Genomic DNA, 15,859 nt, shown 5'->3' on the forward strand with positions numbered 1-15,859 from the left:
CGCGGCGCCGACGTCGAACGCGCCGTGCTCTCCCGCGCGGTCGAATGGCACAGCACCGACCGGGTGATCCGGCACGGCAACCACACCATCGTCTTCGCCTGAAAAGGGGTCACCGGATGACCACCACCATCGACGGCCGGGCCGTCGCGGCACGAGTTCGCGCCCAGGTCGCCGCCGAGGTCGCCGCCTCACCCCGCATTCCCGGCCTGGCCACCGTGCTGGTCGGCGACGATCCGGCCAGCGCCGTCTACGTGGCCGCCAAACGCCGCGCGGTGCGGGAGGCCGGCATGCGCGATCTGCACCGGTCACTACCGGCGCACGCCACCCAGGCCGAGGTCACCACCGTCCTGGACGACCTCGCCGCCGACCCGGCGGTCTCCGGCATCCTGCTGCAGCTGCCGCTGCCGCCAGGGCTCGACGCGGCCCCGCTGCTCGACCGCATCCCGGTGGGCAAGGACGTCGACGGCCTCACCGCGGCCAGCGCCGGCCGGCTGGCCCGCGGCGAAGACGGCCTGCGGCCGTGCACACCGAGCGGAGTGCTGGAACTGCTCGACGCCGAGGGTGTCAAGCTACGCGGCGCGCACGCCGTCGTGGTGGGCCGCTCCGCGCTCGTCGGCCGGCCGATGGCCGACATGCTCCTGCAGCGCGACGCCACTGTCACGCTCGCCCACCGGCACACGGCCGACCTGGCCGCGGTCACCCGCACCGCCGACGTCCTCGTGGTGGCGGCCGGAGTGCGGGGCCTGGTCGGCGCCGGGCACGTCCGACACGGCGCCACCGTGATCGACGTCGGCATCCACCGCACACCCGGCGGCCTGGCCGGCGACGTACGCACCGCCGAACTCGACGGCATCGCCGCCCGCGTCACGCCGGTACCCGGCGGCGTCGGACCGATGACCATCGCCATGCTGATGGCCAATACTGTGCGCGCCGCCCGCTGGCGACGGTCGTGACGGCACTATTCGGCGATCTGGTCGCGGGGCGAGCGCTCGCCTTTCCCGCACCGCACCGGGTCCTCGCCACCGGCCGAGGGGGGCCGGCCGTAGGCCTCCATCCCGGCCCGTGGTGTGTTGGCTTATTCGAGATCGCATCGTTCGTACCGCACGGCGCGCGATGATGTGCCTCATGCTGACGACGGAACCTGTCGACGCGTACGACTCGGCGGCGTGGCAGAGTTTCGCGGTGGCCGTTGTCGGGGCGGCGGCGGCCTTGGCCGGCCTGCTGGTGGTCGCGTGCTCGATCAACATCAACCGGGTGATAGAGCTTCCGTCCGTGGTCTCCCGGATGGCGGCGTCTCTGGCTCTGTTCACTGGTGTGCTGACCGCCGGTACCGTTCTGCTCGTGCCGGGCCAGGATCGTTGGGTGGCCGGCATCGAACTTGCCGCTGTCGGTGGCGTGATGGCCGCGGCCACGGCGCGGAACCACGGCCTGCGCGCGGCCCGACGTGAGTATCGCCGAAACGCGCTGGGCGCCGCTGTGCTGGCGGTGATCTCATCCTTGTTGGTCGTGGCCGCTGGTGTGCTGTGCGCGGCTCGAGCGGGCGGGGGTTTGTACTGGTTGTTTCCCGGCGTGGTGGTCGCCTTTTCCGTCGGCCTCTTCAACGCCTGGGTGGCGCTCGTCGAGATCCTGCGGTGAGCGTCCGGGCTTAGCCGCGCCGATCCACGGCCGATAATAGGACCATGATCTCGGCTGTGGACGGCTCTCATCATCTGGGAGAGCTCGCACCACCGGTCCCGCACGACGTCGAGCTGATTGGCGAAATCGGACGTGGCTCACAGAGCGTCGTATACCGGATACGACGCGACGGTGCTGACTATGCGTTGAAAACATCCCTGCAGCGGGTGCCAGGGCGGGCGGATGCCCGGGCAATGCAGCGGGAGTCGGCGCTGCTCGCCTGGATCAGCCATCCGAACCTTCCCGAGGCCTACGAAAGCGGCATCGTTGATGGTCGGCCGTACCTGATAATGGATCTGGTCGAAGGTTGCGACGTCGCGACTCTGATCCGGCGGGCGGCCTTGCCGTTCGCCCAGGTCACGGACATCGGTCGCCAGGTCGCCGCAGCCCTCGGCGCGTTGCATACGGCGGGTCTCGTCCACCGCGACGTGAAGCCGACGAACATCGTGCTTCAACCCGACGGCCGGGTCCGCCTTCTCGACCTGGGTCTGGCGGTCCGGGGAGCATACGCCGACAGCGAAGCGGAGCGGGCGGCCGTCGGGACGCTGACCTATGCGGCGCCCGAGCAGTCCGGCATGTTGAAGCGCCCCGTGGACTTACGCTGCGACCTTTACGCACTGGGCGGCGTCATCTACGAGTGCCTGACCGGTCATCCGCCGTACGAGGCCGAAGACATCGGCGATTTGCTTTGGCAACACGCCAGCGCAGCGGTGCCGGATCCCCGGCAGGGCCGGCCGGAGGTACCAGCTCAGTTGGCGGCGATCACCGTCAAGTTGCTCGCCAAGGATCCTGACGACCGGTATCAGTCGGCGGAGGGCGTAGCGTTCGACCTTGAGCGTTGCACCCGTGAGTCGGCCGGGCCCTGGCAGTTGGGCTGCGAAGACGCGCCGGTCGACGTCAACAGTTCGCGGCCCGTCGTCGGGCGCGACGCCGAATGCGCCGCCTTGGTCGCCGCGTGGGAGCGAACCCGCGAGGGCTGGGGCGGGATCGCCGTGATCCACGGCCCGACGGGCATCGGCAAGACCCGGCTCGCCCAGGAGATCGCCCGGCGGGTCCGAGGTCTGGGTGCACCCGTCCTCACCAGCCGTTGCGGCGCGGACGGTCCGCCGCTCGGGGCTCTCCGGGCCGCGGTGGAGGCCTACGTCCGGTCCACCCCGCGGCTTGCCGACGGTGACCGGCCGGACGAGGACACGCCGCAAACGACCAGGGCGACCGCGCGGCTCGTTGCCCGGTTCGCACCGGGGCTCGCCGTCGCATCGTGCACCGAGCCGACGCTCGACACCGAGCAGGAGGCATCGGTCGAGGCCGCGATGGAGTTGTTCGCGGACTTCGCTCGGTGCCACGCCGGCGCACTGCTGATCCTCGACGATGCCGAACACCTCGACGAAGCGACCCGCGGCCTGCTGCGACGCCTTGAGCTCCGGCTGCCGGAAACGCCGCTTCTCGTTCTGTTGGCGGCATCCGCCGCGGACGGCCTCGGCGTGACCGTGGAGACCGATGTTCGCCTCCATGACCTCGGAACCGACACCGTTCGAACGCTCGTGACGCAGGCGTCGAGGCACGTGTCCGCAGGCGGCCAAATCGTCGAACGGGTACTGGCCCGCGGTGCCCGGACTCCGCTGGAGGTTCATGAGTACCTGGCGGCCGTCCTCGATGCCGGTCTGCTGACTCCGCATTGGGGTGAATGGCGCCTGGACGTGGCACGGCTCGACACCTTGGCTCTGCCGCACGACATCATCGAACTGATCCGGTGCCGGCTCGACCGGCTAACGGATCCCGCGCGAGCCCTGCTGTGCGTCGCCGCGCTGGTCGGGACACGTTTTCCGCTGGGGCTCGTGGCCGCAGCGTGCGCTATGGAGAAAGACGAGGTCATCCGGCTCCTGGGGCAGGCGACGGACGCCGGCGTCCTGGAGGCGCTGGGCAGCGAGTGGGCGTTCACCCACGACTGCCTGCGTAACGCCCTGCACGACGAAATGGCCGAGGACCTCCGTCGCGATCTGCACGAGAGGATCGCCGCAGTGCTCTTGGTAGATGCCGGCGACCAGGAGACCGCCGCCGAGACGCTCTATTCATTGGCCAGACACTGCGCGGCCGGCCGGCCGGAACACGATCCGGTCCGCTCGGCCGAGATTCTGCTTGCCGCCGGACTCCGCGCGTTGACCGACGATGCCCCGATGCAGGCCGTTTCGCTTCTGAAGCTGGTGCCCGGTCTCGCCGAATTGGTGGAGCGGAACGGCGGACACGGACTGTCGGTGGATCGCGCGCGGGAGGCACTGGCCGGCGCCCTTCATGCCGCGGGCTCCTTCACCGAGGCCGTCGACATGTACGGGCAAGCGCTGCGATCCGCGTCGGAATCTGCAGATCGGGTCCGGATTCTGCTGGCCATCGCCAAGGTCTACAACACCGAGTGGCGAGTCGGCCCACAACTGGAGCATGTGGATCGGGCCCTGGAAGAACTTGGCGTCCGGATGCCGGAGAAGACACTGTTGTTGCTGCTCACCTCGCTCGGCTTGTTCGTCCGGGGCCTGGGGGTGGCGTTGACCAGGTCCGGTCGCGCGACCAGGCGGCCGGAGCGACGCGAAGGTAGCCGGCGGCTGGCGGCGGCCTACGGTGCGCTGGCGGGCGCGGCGATACAGGACGGCAACCCCCTCCGAAGCGTGGTCGCGACCCTGCGCCTGCTCTATCCGGCGGCCCAGCTGGGTGACTCCGTGGAGTACGCGAACGCGCTCGCCCACGTCCACGTCCTGACGACGATAGTCGGTCTTCGGCGCTATTCCGGGATGATCAAGCGGGCCATCGCGGTGGCGGAACGGCTGGGCGACGCGCGGCTGCGCAGCCGAATGGTGTGGGTGAGCCACGGTGCAAGCGTGGTCGCGGGCCGGTCGCACAACAACAAACTGCTGCTCCGGCAGGCGCAGCACGACCGGGACCTGCCGTTGATGGAGTACGTCACCGCCATCGTGGCGAACTGTGCAGAGCTACTCAACCGTGGGCACGCCGAGCCTGCCGCGCGGCTTTACGAGCAGGCCAGGCGCCGAGTCGAGGCGGCCGACCTGCACCATCCGGCTCTGGGCCTCATCGACATCGCCGGCGCGGCCGCCCGGGGCCGCATCGCCGACGCGGACCGGATACTCGGGCAGCTCATCGGGGATCCGGTGTACACCACCGGCATGCTGCGGACCCACCTGCTCGCGGTCCGGGCGCACGTCGCGGTGGAGCAACGAGACCTCGGCGATATTTTCGACACCATTGCCGTGGAGTCCGCACAGTGTGGTACCCACCTGCCGGCGCATGCACGGCCGCTGTGGGTCGCCCTCGCCTACGGCCGGATCGAACAATGCCGTACCGCGTCATCCGCTCACCAGCAGACCGCCATGCAGACGGCGGAACGCACGGTTGCCACATTGGGCAAGGCAGCGGTCAGCCCCGACATGGCCGCCCACCACACCGTCGCCCGCGCCTACCTCCCCCACCTCCGCGGGGACCACGAGGCGGCGCTGGCCATCCTGAATCAGGCCGACCCCAGGTTACGGCGCAGCGACACGCCGCTGGCGTTGTACGAAGCGGCCAGGCTCCGCGCCCGCGCGCTCGCGGCTCTCGGCCAGCACGACAGCGCCGTGGCACAGGCCAAGGCAGCCGCATCGCTGGCTGCCACGCACGGCTGGCCGCACCGGATCGGGTGGTTGCGCGCGGAGTTCGCCGCCCTCGCCGAAGACGACTCCCCCTCGATGGCAGGGCGCCGCCATTCGATGCCGGGGCACACCGACAATCCCGATGGTGATCACGTGCTCCGGCGCAGGTTGGCAGCCATCGAACAGATCAGTCTCGCCGCATCGCGTGTCCTCGATCCGGCCGAGCTCACCAGAGTCGCGCTCGATGAGGCAATTCGGATGCTGGGCGCCGATCGCGCGTTCCTGTTCCTCGCCGAGAGCAACGATGCGGACCCCACCGCCGTGCCTCGACTGAGTCCACATCTGGGACGGGACTCCTCCGGCAACGACATCGGAACGCTGACCGGCTACGGATCGACTCTGGTGGAGACCGTGCGTACCTGCCGGAAGCCACTCGTTGTCACCAGCACCGACGAGGGGGCCGCTCTCGGTTCGCGCAGTGCGGTGATGTACGGACTGCGGAGCATGATCGTCGCACCGATGCTGCTGGAAGGACGCCTCATCGGGGTGGTCTACCTGGACAGCCGAATAGCGAAAGGCATGTTCGCCACCGAAGACCTCGGGACCCTCGGCGCTATCACCAACCACGTGGCGGCCGCCCTGGAGACCGCTCGTGCCGCACAGCTGGCGTTGGCTGTCCGGGCCGCGGAGGAACGCCACGACACCTCGGAGATGATCCGCCGCGCGCTGACCGATCTGACCGCAAGCCTCGATCCCCGAGACGTGCTGACACGTCTCGCCGCGTCGGTGCGCAGAGCCGTCCCAGCCGACGGATGCCGGCTCGTCGTCCGGGACGGGGACACCTTTCACCTCTACGACGCGACGACCCCGCAACTGCCCATTTCCACGCCGGCCGTGACGCTGGACGAGGAATCCTGCGAATCGCTTCGCGCGCGGAAGCCGACATTCGGCGGCCCGCGTGAACTTCCCCTACTACCCGGCATGAAGTCATGGCTGGCGGTACCACTGCACACCAAGCAGGAGGCCGTCGGCGTGATCCTGATCGGAACGGCCGAAGGTGGCACGTACCGGCAGTCTCACCTCGACCTGGCGAGCACGCTCGTCTGCCAAGGCATGGTCGTCTACGACAATGCCCGGTTGTTCAGCCGGCTCCGGGTCATGGCGTCGACCGATGAGCTGACCGGTGTGCCGAACCGGCGCTGCTTCTTCGAGCTGGGCCGGCGCCAAGTGGCCGTGAGCCTGGAACAGGGTAGACCGCTCGCGGCCCTCATGGTCGATATCGACAACTTCAAGAAGGTCAACGACACCTACGGACATCAGGTCGGCGACCAGGTCATCCGTGCCGCGGCGGACCGGATGTCCCGGGCGACACGCGAGACCATCCTGTTCGGACGCTATGGCGGCGAGGAGTTCGCGATCCTGCTCGCCGTCGGCGACAGTGCGATGACAGTCGCGGAACAAATCAGAAGTGCCGTTGCCGAGACACCGGTGGAAACCGACGCGGGAGACCTCTCCGTCACAGTGAGTGTCGGTGTCACCTCGCTGCAGCCGGAGGACCGCGGCATCGACGAACTATTGTCGCGCGCCGACAGAGGGCTTTACCGAGCGAAAAGAAGTGGTCGTAATCGCGTGATGAATGAGTGACAGGGAAGGGCGGTGGCGTGCGGCATCACGATCGGCGCCGCCGTAGAGGGGAACAACACGCGGCGCGCGAGATTCCTTACCGGCCGGCACCCCTGCGGACGGGGCCGTCTGGCGCTGGCCGCATCCGCTCGCGCGCCGGGCTCGCCGTCGGACGCAGCGGCGGCCCGGGCCTGGAAGTAAGCCGGATGACCTCGTCCAGCCCGAGGTCGGCCATGGCATAGGCGGTGCCCCCCGGCACCAGGCCGGCCAGCGAACGTCCCGGGGGCATCTGTATCCAACGGTCGACGCCGCGTTCGGTGAGAATCGCGGTGGCCATGTCCCAGCGGACGCCGTGCTCGACGTTGTCAGCCAGCTCGCGCCGAAGCCGATCAGCCGTGACGATGGTCTGCCCGGTGACGCTGCCGGCGATGGGCGTTGCGGGATTGCGCAGGCGCACCGAGCGCAGCGCGGTGCGCAGCCGCTGCGCAGCCGGCGCCATGAGCGGACTGTGCGCGGGCACGGTCACCGCGAGCCGCCGGACCCGCGCACCGGCCATCTCCAGTTCGCGGGCCAGCATGCGCAGCCCATGCTCGGTGCCGGACGCGGTCGTCTGGCTCGGTGAGTTGGCATTGCTCGCCCAGACGTGGTGTCCGGCGTCGCGGAGGGCGGTGGCCGCCGCGTCGACGACGGCCAGTCCGGGACCGTCGATGACCAGCATCCCGGCGTCGGCTGGGCTTGCCGCGCGCATGGTGGCGCCACGTAGGCGCACCAGCAGCAGCCCGTCGGTGAAGTCGAGGGCGTGCGCGGCGACCGCGGCCGTCCACAGCCCGACCGAGTGACCGGCGAGGTGATCCGCATGGAGGCCGCGGCGTTGGGCCGTCCGATACCAGGCGGCGCCGGCGATGAGCAGGGCAAGCTGAGCGGCGGTGGTTTCGGCCAAAGCGCTTGCGCTGTCGAGGGTCAGCGGGTGGATGCCGAGCGTATGGCGGGCCTGGTCGAGCAGGTCATCCGCCTCGGGCGGCAAATGATGCAGCATCCCGGGCCGTTGTTCACCCTGGCCGGGAAAGAGTACGGCCGTAGCCGTCATGGGGCGGGCCAGATATCGGTTACCAAACGGGGGCCAAGGTCTGTGCGCAGCACGACAGGTGCGCCGGCCGGTTCGCGTAGCCATTCCTCGAGCGCGAAGCCGCCGTTCGGGGTGAGCACGTGCAGGTCCACCCGGGTCGGCAGCCTCGCGGTGGCCTCGAATGCTTGTCGAGCGGCGGTTCGGTCAAGCGGTTGTTCGGCCAGCAGGAGGACATCGAGGTCGCTGCTGGCGGTGACGGTTGCCTGCCCGGTCACGAGTTCGAAACCGACGCTGCCGCCGGGGCCCCAACGGTGGCCCGGCAACGCGGTGTCGGCGACGTGGCTGAACCCGTGCAGCGCGCGGAACGCCGGCAGCCGTGCGCGATGTGGCGTCGCGGTGCGGGGCACCCGGGCGGGGGGAACGGCACACGCGACGGCGTCGGCCGGCATCTGGGCGGGGAAGCGGCAGGAGCGGTGCGCGCCGCGGATGCCGACCGGGATCCAGCCGGTTTCCCTGGTGGCGCGCCGGACCACCACCCAGGCGCCTTCGTCACCACCGCCACTGCCGGCTGCCGCCGTGGTCGCGGCCTGGTCCAGCGGCCCACCGCCGGGGGCACGCAGCGCCGACCGGTCGGAGACAAGCAGCAGGTCGTGTGGGCTTGGCGCGGTTCGGTCCATGTCAGGCGTTCCACGCGTCGGCGACAAGGTCGCGAACTTGTATCGACAACGCGCGGTTGGTTCGGGCCTGCGGCGATTCGAGTCGGCACCGTAGGTCGCTCGGTCCTTGGCGGGCCGCGTGGACAGCCTCGGAGAGCGCCGAGCGCACCCTGGCGATGTCACCCGGATCCGGGCGGGCGGGCCGGCACACGACGACAGTGGAGTGGACCGCGCCCAGCGAGGCGAAGGAGGCCGCATCGTAGGCGGTGGCCGGGACGATACGCGCTGTCGCGTCGAGCTCCTCGAGGGAGCGATGGGTGATCCGAGCGGCGGACGGCTTGGACATCACCTGTATGGCGACGCCGTCGTGGTCAAGAAGGACGATACGGTTGGCCTGCAGCCCGATGGCCAGGAATCCGCCGGACATGGCCTTTCCGGCGACGAGCGCGACGACCGGATGGCCGAACGATCGTGCGCTGGCGACGGCGTGCACGGAGGCGGCGAGCGACTGGTGCAGGCCGGCGAGCTCCTCGACGTAGCCGTACGCCTGGCCGGGCACGTCCACGACGACGACGATGGCCCGGGGCCGCGGCCTGCCGTGGTCCTGCCGGATGATCCGCCGGATCATCTGGGCGATCGCCCAGCCTTCGTCGATCCCGACCTCGCCGGTGCGGGCGCGCGGAAATCTGGCGTCCGGGTCGGGCACCACGGCGGCCAGGAGCGCCGGCTCGTCATCAAGGTGGCAGGCGCCGACCCGCAGCGACCGCGGGATCGGCACGCCGCCGGCGTCTCCGGTCGTGTCCGCGAGGACATCGAACCAGACGGACCCGGTGGAGACCTGGGCCGTCATGGCACCTCCCGCGTGACGATCGCCGTGAACTCGGCCGGTGTCGGCCGCCACCTGTGGTCGAACGCGGCCAGCATCCGCTGCGCCTGGTCGATCCGTTCGGCACGCGGCGGGTGGGCATCGGGCACCGTACGCCAGATCTGATGTGCGGCGGCGACCACCGACTCGATCGCGTCGTCGACGAGGACCTCGGCCTGGCCGGTGGTGACGCGTTGGGCACCACCGATCGTCGCCCACACCGTCGCCCGGTCGGAGGCGTCCAGCTCGTCGATGCCGGCCTCGGTCTCGATGACCTCGGGTCCGTTGAGGCCGAGCCGGCCGTACCGGGTCATGATCAGATGACTGGTGAGGCCCGCCACGATGCCCATGCCGCCGAAGCAGCCGACGGGTCCGGGAATGACGCCGACGACGGGTCCATGTCTGGTCAGTTCCACCAAGGCGGCATGGATTTCTGCGACAGCGAGCAAGCCCAGGTTGGCCTCCTGGAGGCGGATGCCGCCACTGTCGAGGACGAGGACCACCCGGGTCGGTGTGCCGCTACGGCGATCGTCGAGTGCCCGCTCGAGCGCGGCGGCCAGTTTTGCGCCGGACACCTCACCGACGCCGCCGCCCTGAAAGGCGCCGTCGAGAGCCAGGACAGCGGCGCTGACGCCGTCGATGGTTCCGCGCCCGATGACGGCGCCGTCGTCGCTTTGCGGGACGATGCCCTGCCGGGGCAGGTGGGGGGACTCGAGAAGGTCGAACGGCCCGAGGATCTCGCGGAACGTGCCGGGGTCCAGCAGCGCCTGGACGCGTTGGCGGGGGCGCAGTTGGCTGAAGGCCGGACGGATGCGGGCACTCATGGCGCCACCGCTGGAGGCGGGTTGGTCGCGGCAAGCTCACGCGCTTGCCCGAGGCGCAGCGACACCATGCCCGGAGTGGCGCCCGAGTCGTTGATCTCGTATCGGGCGCGAAACGCGCCGTGCTCGAAAAAGCGGTCCAGCACCCTCTGCCACCGGGCGCCATGTCCATCGACGCTGGTACGAAGCGCGATCGTCGCGGTTGGCCGCCCCGGATCGGGAAGCATCACGATCTCCAGATCACCCGAGGCGACGACGCCGACGTGGATGGGCCGGTCGAGGATGTCGTCCGCGTCGTACACGAACGTCAGCTCTTGCATTCCTGGTCCTCTCCGTCGCCGGGTGGCGGCGTGGGTGGTTCGTCAGGGATCGTGACCTGCTCAAGCAGCATCGCCAGGGCAAGCATGTCTGCACTGCCGCCCGGTGACAGCCGACGGTCGACCAGCGCGCGGTCGAACCGTTCCAGGGCCCGCATCCCGGCCTCGGTGGTCGTACCGCCGGATCGAAGCACTTCGGCGGCCGTGCCGCGGGCGAAGATCAGGCCGGCCCGGCCGCCCCGGCTCAGCAGGCAGGTGTCGTCGAGGCGGGCTATGCAGTGCAGCAGGGCGTCGAGCCGGGCGTGCGTCGGGCCGGCGCCGCGGGCCATGGCGCGCCGCATGGTGGTCAAGGCGCCCAGCGCCAGCGGGAATCCGGCCCTGGCCGCGCCGACGGCGCCGCCGACGCGGTAGCGCGCGCGGACCTCGCGGCCCTTGGTGCCGACGAAAGCCGAAGCCGGGTCGTCGTGGGCGGCAATGGCGGCGACAGTGGACAAAAGCGCTCCGGGGGCGGGCCGTTGCCCTCGCCGTGCCGCGGCGGCAACCGTGAGCCCGAGTGCCCAGATGGCGCCGCGGTGCGTGTTGACGCCACCGGTCGCCCGGTCCATGGTGCGCTCCCCTGCACGACCGATGCGGCCCAGTTCCGCCCGCAGGCTCGCACCCGCGAGCGAGGAGCGCCCACTCTGCGCCAGTTGGCGGAACGTGTCGCGGAGCGCGTCGGCGGACGCGATCATCATCGCGACGGTCATGTCGCGGTGTGCACCGCTGCCGCGAAGGTCGACCAGGCCGGGCTTCGGGGTGAGCAGCGCCTCTTCGAACAACGCGTGCACGGCGGCGGACGCCAACTCGTCGTCGCTCAGCGGGGCAGCGTCGAGATCCGAGGCGATGGCGGAGGTCTGCGAAGGCACGGCGGTCACCAGGGGCGGAACCGGGTCGGCGGTTCATACAAGCCGCGAGACCAGACAACCAGCTCGTCGACGCTGCGGGCAGCCAGCAGCGACCGGCTCGCGTCCGATCGCCGTACCCCCAGATCCTCGGGCAGCGCGAGGATGCCGTCGCGGCGCAGCGCTTCCCGGTGATCGCGGGTCGACCTCCGGCCCACCGGTCCCACCCCGGCGAGCGCGGCCACCGCCTCCCGGCGCTCCTCCAGGTCCCGGGCCCGGTAGAGGTAGGCCACCCCCTCCTCGCTGACCACGTGGGTAACGTCGTCGCCGTAGATCATCACCGGGGTCAGCGGCATGCCGGCGTTGCGTCCCACCGCGATCGCGTCCAGGCGCTCCACGTACTTGGGCCGGCCGGCCGCGCCGTAGCTCTCGGCGATCTGTACCACCAGCTTGCGCCCGCGTTCGGTGCCGAGGTCGCCGGTGCCCCGCGCCAGGCTCAGCCAGGCCGGGGTCGGGTGTCGGCGTCCGCGAGCGTCGCTGCCGAGGTTGGGGGCGCCGCCGAACCCGGACAGCCGGCTGTCGGTCACCGTCGAGGAGTTCGCCTCGGTGTCGATCTGCAGCGTCGAGCCGATGAACATGTCCGCCGCGTACAGCCCCGCCGTCTGCGCGATCATGCGATGGGAACGCAGCGATCCGTCGCGACCCACGGCGAAGACGTCTGGGCGCGCGGCGACGTACCGCTCCATGCCCACCTCGCCACCGAATGAGGTGACGGTGTCGACCCAGCCGCTCTCGATGGCCGGTATCAGCGTGGGGTGCGGGTTCAGGACGAAGTTGCGGGCGATCTTGCCGCGCAGGCCGAGACGTTGACCGTACGTCGGCAGCAACAGCTCGATCGCTGCGGTGTCGTACCCGATTCCGTGGTTCAGCGAGGTGACCTGGTGCCGCTCGTAGACGCCCCGGATGGCCAGCATAGCGAGGAGGACATGCAGGTCGGTGATCTGGGACGGGTCGCGGGTGAACAACGGCTCGATCTGGCATGGCCGGTCGGCCACCACGACGAAGTCCACCCAGTCGCCGGGGATGTCCACCCGCGGCAGCCGGTCACCGGTGACCACCTGGTTCACCTGAGCTATGACAATTCCGCTCCGGAATGCGGTCGCTTCCACGATGGTGGGGGTGTCTTCGGTGTTCGGCCCGGTGTAGAGGTTGCCGGTAGCGTCGGCCTGCTCCGCGGCGACCAGCGCGATGTCCGGGATCAGGTCGACGAACAGGCGCGCGTACAGCTCGAGGTAGGTGTGGATGGCACCGACGGTCATGGCGCCCTCGGCCAGCAGCGCCGCGACCCGGGCGGATTGCGGCCCCGCGTAAGAGAAGTCGATGCGTGAGGCGATGCCCCGTTCGAACAGATCGACGTGCTCCGCCCGGGAGATCGATGGGATGAGCATGTGCAGCCCGTGGGTTCGCAACGGATCCACGGTCACGAGGGCTCGCGAAAGGAAGTCCGCCTGCTTCTGGTTGTCACCCTCCAGAACCACTCGGTCGCCCGGCCTGATCACCGCATGCAACAGATCCACGATCCGCTCCGTGGGTACGACGGTTCCCCAGCCCAGAGCCGCGGCAGCGTCGAGGCGCCGCCGCTTGCGGTCGCTACGCCGCCGCCACCTTCGCACCTCGGCCATCGTCGGACTCCTTCGACCCGGTCGCTCGCGAACAGTGAGGTGGAGACCGGCCTGGGGAAACAGTCGTCCCGATCCGCCACGCCGGCAACCACCAGGCTGGCTAGATTGATTCAGTGGTGAATGAGAACCTGGCTCATAGCGTCCTCGCGCCGGCGCTCGCGCAGCTGGCCGCGCTCGCCGACGACCCGAACATCACCCGGACGGCGGCACGCACCGGTACTAGTCAGCCCAGTCTCAGCCGCACCATCCGCCGATGGGAAAAGCATCTAGGCATTCCGTTGCTGACGCGGGACGGCCGCGGCGTACGCCTGACCGAAGAGGCTTTCGCCATCGCCGCCGCGGCGGCGGAAGCCATCCAACTCGTCGACGACGCCGTCGACCGGGTCCGCGGCCGTGCCTCCGCCACCTCGCTGAGCCTCGGCTTCCTCAAGTCGCTCGGGCCTACCGTGGTCGCCGAACTCGTCGCGTCGTTCCTGCGCGACTCTCCCGAGGCGGTTCTCGCCCACCGCCAGGGATCCAGTGGCGAATTGCTGCACGCCCTCGACGAAGGCGCTATCGACGTCGCGGTCACCGCGCCCCGGCCGCCGGGCCAGTATGTATGGCTGCGCCTCGGCCGTCAGTCGCTGGCCCTCGTGGTGCCCGTGGGGCACCGGCTGGCCGGCGCCGGACCGGTCATGCTCACCGAAGTCCGCGATGAGCCGATGCTGGCCCTGTACCGGCGCTTCGATGCACGCAGGCGCGCCGACTCCCTCTGCGTGGCGGCCGGTTTCACCCCACGCATCGCATTGGAGGCTGACGACGTCACCATGGTGCGCGGCTACGTCGGCGGCGGCCTCGGTGTAGCCATCCTTCCGTCCGACACGGCGACCGCCGCGCGCACGGTCGACGTCCCGATCGATGCGGACACCGCGTGGCGCGACTTCGGCCTCGCCTGGCGGCCCGAACGCGTCAACCCGTCCAGCCGCAGGCTGCTGGCGCACGCACGTCACTTGAACGCCCGTTACCCCGGCTGGGCAGACATCGTCGTGTGACCGGTCAGCTGCCGGTACCAGCCAGTGCCTCTCGGCTTCAGCGCGTCTCGGTCAGCGCCCGTGCGGCGTGGTGACCGAGGACCGCCGCCTTGGTCAACAGCTCGGCATGCTCCGCGGCCGCGTCGGAGTCCCAGGTGATGCCGCCGCCGGCACCGTAGACGGCGATGCCGGTGGATCGGTCCAGCACGGCCGTGCGGATCGCGACGTTGAACCGGGCCCGGAACGGCGCCCCGGGCGGGGCGACCAGACCAACCGCGCCGCAGTAGATGCCGCGCGGACCCGCTTCGAGGTCTCGGATGATCTCCATGCTGCGGTGCTTGGGCGCGCCGGTGACCGAGCCGCAGGGGAATAGCGCCGTGAAGATGTCGGCAAGCCCGCACCCGGGTCGCAGCCTGGCGGCGACCTCGGAGACCAGCTGCCACACCGTCGGGTACCGCTCGACCGCGAACAACTCGGTCACCTCGACGCTGCCCAGGGCCGCCGCCCGGGACAGATCGTTGCGCAGCAGGTCGACGATCATGAGGTTCTCGGCCTGCTCCTTGGCGCTGGTTCGCAGACCGCGTGCCAGCCCGGCGTCGACCACAGGATCGTCGTCGCGCCGGGCGGTGCCCTTCATCGGGCGGGTCCTGAGCCGGTCACCGGCCCATTCGAAGAACAGCTCGGGGCTGGCGCCGGCGATGACGAACCGGCCGGCGTCCAGGTAGGCGCTGTAGGCGGCCCGCTGCGAGGTAGCCAGCCGCGCGTACAGGTGGAAAGGATCGTCGACCGCCGCGCGCAGCCGGTCGGTCAGGTTGCACTGGTAGGTCTCCCCGGCCGCGATGTGCGAACGCACGGCGGCGACGGCGCTTGCGTGCTCGGCCGCGGTCCAACCGGCGATCCACTCGGCTTGTTCGCGTTCGCCCTCCGGCGAGTTGATCAAGAAATCCTCGACCGGCTGCTCGCACAACCCGAACCACACCAGCGGCGGGTCGTCGGCTGATCGTGCGGCGACGGGCAGCCCCGGCGCGGCCTCGTAGCCGACGTAGCCGTACGCCCATCGGCCGGCGGCCGTCGCAAGCTCGACCTCGCGCAGGATCCGGGGCACCTCGTCGATGTCATCGGTGGTCAGGATCGCGTGCGGCGGCCGGCAGATCAGGGCGTGGCCGGCGGCGAAATCGTCGAATCGCGTCGCGGACCGGGTTGTGGTCATGGTTTGGGCTCTCCTTCCGGTGAAACCTCGACCCCGGCACCGCGGGTCCTCGGCGTGGGCGATCGCGGCCCGGTGTCAGGCGCCGTTCATGGCCGGTCCGTCCAGGCCGCTGCGACGGTCACGGCGTCGCGGTTCGCGCGAACGTCGTGGACGCGGACGCACGCGGCGCCGGCCGCTGCGGCGAGGGCGGTCACCGTCGGAGAACGAGTCCGGCGTGACGTTCAGGACGCACATCACCAGGCGGCGTCCGGTCGCGGCCTCCGGAATCCAGTGCGTGTCGTCGGGCCGTCCGCCGGCGGGGGTCGGCATGCGCTCTGCTACCCGGCGAAGACGATGGTGTGGTTGCCGTGCCGGATCACCCGGTCGGTGCTGTGCCATTCGACCGCGCGGGAGAGCACGGCGCGTTCGACGTCGGCGCCGCG

At 70.4% G+C, this 15,859-nt stretch carries 12 protein-coding genes; 4 read left to right on the top strand and 8 right to left on the bottom strand.

Going from position 1 to position 15,859, the window contains the following annotated elements:
• Window positions 1-116: 116 nt before the first annotated feature.
• From IH26_RS0150715 to IH26_RS0150725, 3 genes are all read left to right on the top strand, one after another.
• Window positions 117-953 (top strand): bifunctional 5,10-methylenetetrahydrofolate dehydrogenase/5,10-methenyltetrahydrofolate cyclohydrolase, encoded by an 837-nt coding sequence (locus IH26_RS0150715; RefSeq protein WP_030443510.1) that lies wholly within the window; start codon window positions 117-119, stop codon window positions 951-953.
• 172 nt (window positions 954-1,125) lie between these two features.
• The gene (locus IH26_RS0150720; RefSeq protein ID WP_030443511.1) at window positions 1,126-1,635 is read left to right on the top strand and encodes a hypothetical protein; all 510 of its coding nucleotides are present in this window, start codon (window positions 1,126-1,128) and stop codon (window positions 1,633-1,635) included.
• A gap of 44 nt (window positions 1,636-1,679) precedes the next feature.
• The gene (locus tag IH26_RS0150725; protein WP_084599846.1) at window positions 1,680-6,950 is read left to right on the top strand and encodes a diguanylate cyclase; all 5,271 of its coding nucleotides are present in this window, start codon (window positions 1,680-1,682) and stop codon (window positions 6,948-6,950) included.
• Between the two features lie 76 nt (window positions 6,951-7,026).
• Here IH26_RS0150725 and IH26_RS56905 read toward each other — a convergent pair whose 3' ends face one another.
• Genes IH26_RS56905 through mdcA form a run of 7 tightly spaced genes read right to left on the bottom strand, consistent with a single transcriptional unit; the run spans window position 7,027 to window position 13,217 of the window.
• Window positions 7,027-8,016, bottom strand: coding sequence for an ACP S-malonyltransferase (locus IH26_RS56905; RefSeq protein WP_169789945.1), 990 nt, complete (start codon window positions 8,014-8,016; stop codon window positions 7,027-7,029).
• A complete protein-coding gene (locus IH26_RS55065) occupies window positions 8,013-8,672 on the bottom strand; it encodes a malonate decarboxylase holo-ACP synthase (protein ID WP_034218098.1) in 660 nt (219 codons plus the stop codon). Before IH26_RS55065 ends, IH26_RS56905 begins: the two co-directional genes overlap by 4 nt.
• A gap of 1 nt (window position 8,673) precedes the next feature.
• Window positions 8,674-9,501: a biotin-independent malonate decarboxylase subunit gamma gene (mdcE, locus tag IH26_RS0150740; protein ID WP_030443515.1), complete on the bottom strand. Its 828-nt coding sequence runs from the start codon at window positions 9,499-9,501 to the stop codon at window positions 8,674-8,676.
• Window positions 9,498-10,340 carry a biotin-independent malonate decarboxylase subunit beta gene (locus IH26_RS0150745; RefSeq protein ID WP_030443516.1) on the bottom strand — a complete coding sequence of 281 codons (843 nt, stop codon included), beginning with the start codon at window positions 10,338-10,340 and terminating at the stop codon, window positions 9,498-9,500. The genes mdcE and IH26_RS0150745 overlap by 4 nt, the downstream gene beginning before the upstream one ends.
• Window positions 10,337-10,657, bottom strand: a complete 321-nt coding sequence (gene mdcC, locus IH26_RS0150750; protein ID WP_030443517.1) for a malonate decarboxylase acyl carrier protein — start codon at window positions 10,655-10,657, stop codon at window positions 10,337-10,339. Before mdcC ends, IH26_RS0150745 begins: the two co-directional genes overlap by 4 nt.
• Window positions 10,645-11,568 carry a triphosphoribosyl-dephospho-CoA synthase gene (locus tag IH26_RS0150755; RefSeq protein WP_051810030.1) on the bottom strand — a complete coding sequence of 308 codons (924 nt, stop codon included), beginning with the start codon at window positions 11,566-11,568 and terminating at the stop codon, window positions 10,645-10,647. Before IH26_RS0150755 ends, mdcC begins: the two co-directional genes overlap by 13 nt.
• The gene (gene mdcA / locus IH26_RS0150760) at window positions 11,565-13,217 is read right to left on the bottom strand and encodes a malonate decarboxylase subunit alpha (protein ID WP_030443519.1); all 1,653 of its coding nucleotides are present in this window, start codon (window positions 13,215-13,217) and stop codon (window positions 11,565-11,567) included. Before mdcA ends, IH26_RS0150755 begins: the two co-directional genes overlap by 4 nt.
• 113 nt (window positions 13,218-13,330) lie before the next feature.
• Between mdcA and IH26_RS0150765 the strand changes: the two genes are divergently transcribed.
• Entirely contained in the window at window positions 13,331-14,248 is a 918-nt protein-coding gene (locus IH26_RS0150765) for a LysR family transcriptional regulator (RefSeq protein WP_084599849.1), read from the top strand.
• A gap of 37 nt (window positions 14,249-14,285) precedes the next feature.
• Here IH26_RS0150765 and pabB read toward each other — a convergent pair whose 3' ends face one another.
• Window positions 14,286-15,437, bottom strand: a complete 1,152-nt coding sequence (pabB, locus tag IH26_RS0150770; RefSeq protein WP_030443521.1) for an aminodeoxychorismate synthase component I — start codon at window positions 15,435-15,437, stop codon at window positions 14,286-14,288.
• Window positions 15,438-15,859 lie beyond the last annotated feature (422 nt).

Origin of the sequence: Actinoplanes subtropicus, from assembly GCF_000721705.1 — a bacterium.
Lineage (GTDB): Bacteria > Actinomycetota > Actinomycetes > Mycobacteriales > Micromonosporaceae > Actinoplanes > Actinoplanes subtropicus.

Bases quoted from the DNA above. Each gene is read 5' to 3' on its own strand.
- IH26_RS0150715 (WP_030443510.1), top strand. From the start codon at position 117: ATGACCACCACCATCGACGGCCGGGCCGTCGCGGCACGAGTTCGCGCC.
- IH26_RS0150720 (WP_030443511.1), top strand. From the start codon at position 1,126: ATGCTGACGACGGAACCTGTCGACGCGTACGACTCGGCGGCGTGGCAG.
- IH26_RS0150725 (WP_084599846.1), top strand. From the start codon at position 1,680: ATGATCTCGGCTGTGGACGGCTCTCATCATCTGGGAGAGCTCGCACCA.
- IH26_RS56905 (WP_169789945.1), bottom strand. From the start codon at position 8,016: ATGACGGCTACGGCCGTACTCTTTCCCGGCCAGGGTGAACAACGGCCC.
- IH26_RS55065 (WP_034218098.1), bottom strand. From the start codon at position 8,672: ATGGACCGAACCGCGCCAAGCCCACACGACCTGCTGCTTGTCTCCGAC.
- mdcE (WP_030443515.1), bottom strand. From the start codon at position 9,501: ATGACGGCCCAGGTCTCCACCGGGTCCGTCTGGTTCGATGTCCTCGCG.
- IH26_RS0150745 (WP_030443516.1), bottom strand. From the start codon at position 10,340: ATGAGTGCCCGCATCCGTCCGGCCTTCAGCCAACTGCGCCCCCGCCAA.
- mdcC (WP_030443517.1), bottom strand. From the start codon at position 10,657: ATGCAAGAGCTGACGTTCGTGTACGACGCGGACGACATCCTCGACCGG.
- mdcA (WP_030443519.1), bottom strand. From the start codon at position 13,217: ATGGCCGAGGTGCGAAGGTGGCGGCGGCGTAGCGACCGCAAGCGGCGG.
- pabB (WP_030443521.1), bottom strand. From the start codon at position 15,437: ATGACCACAACCCGGTCCGCGACGCGATTCGACGATTTCGCCGCCGGC.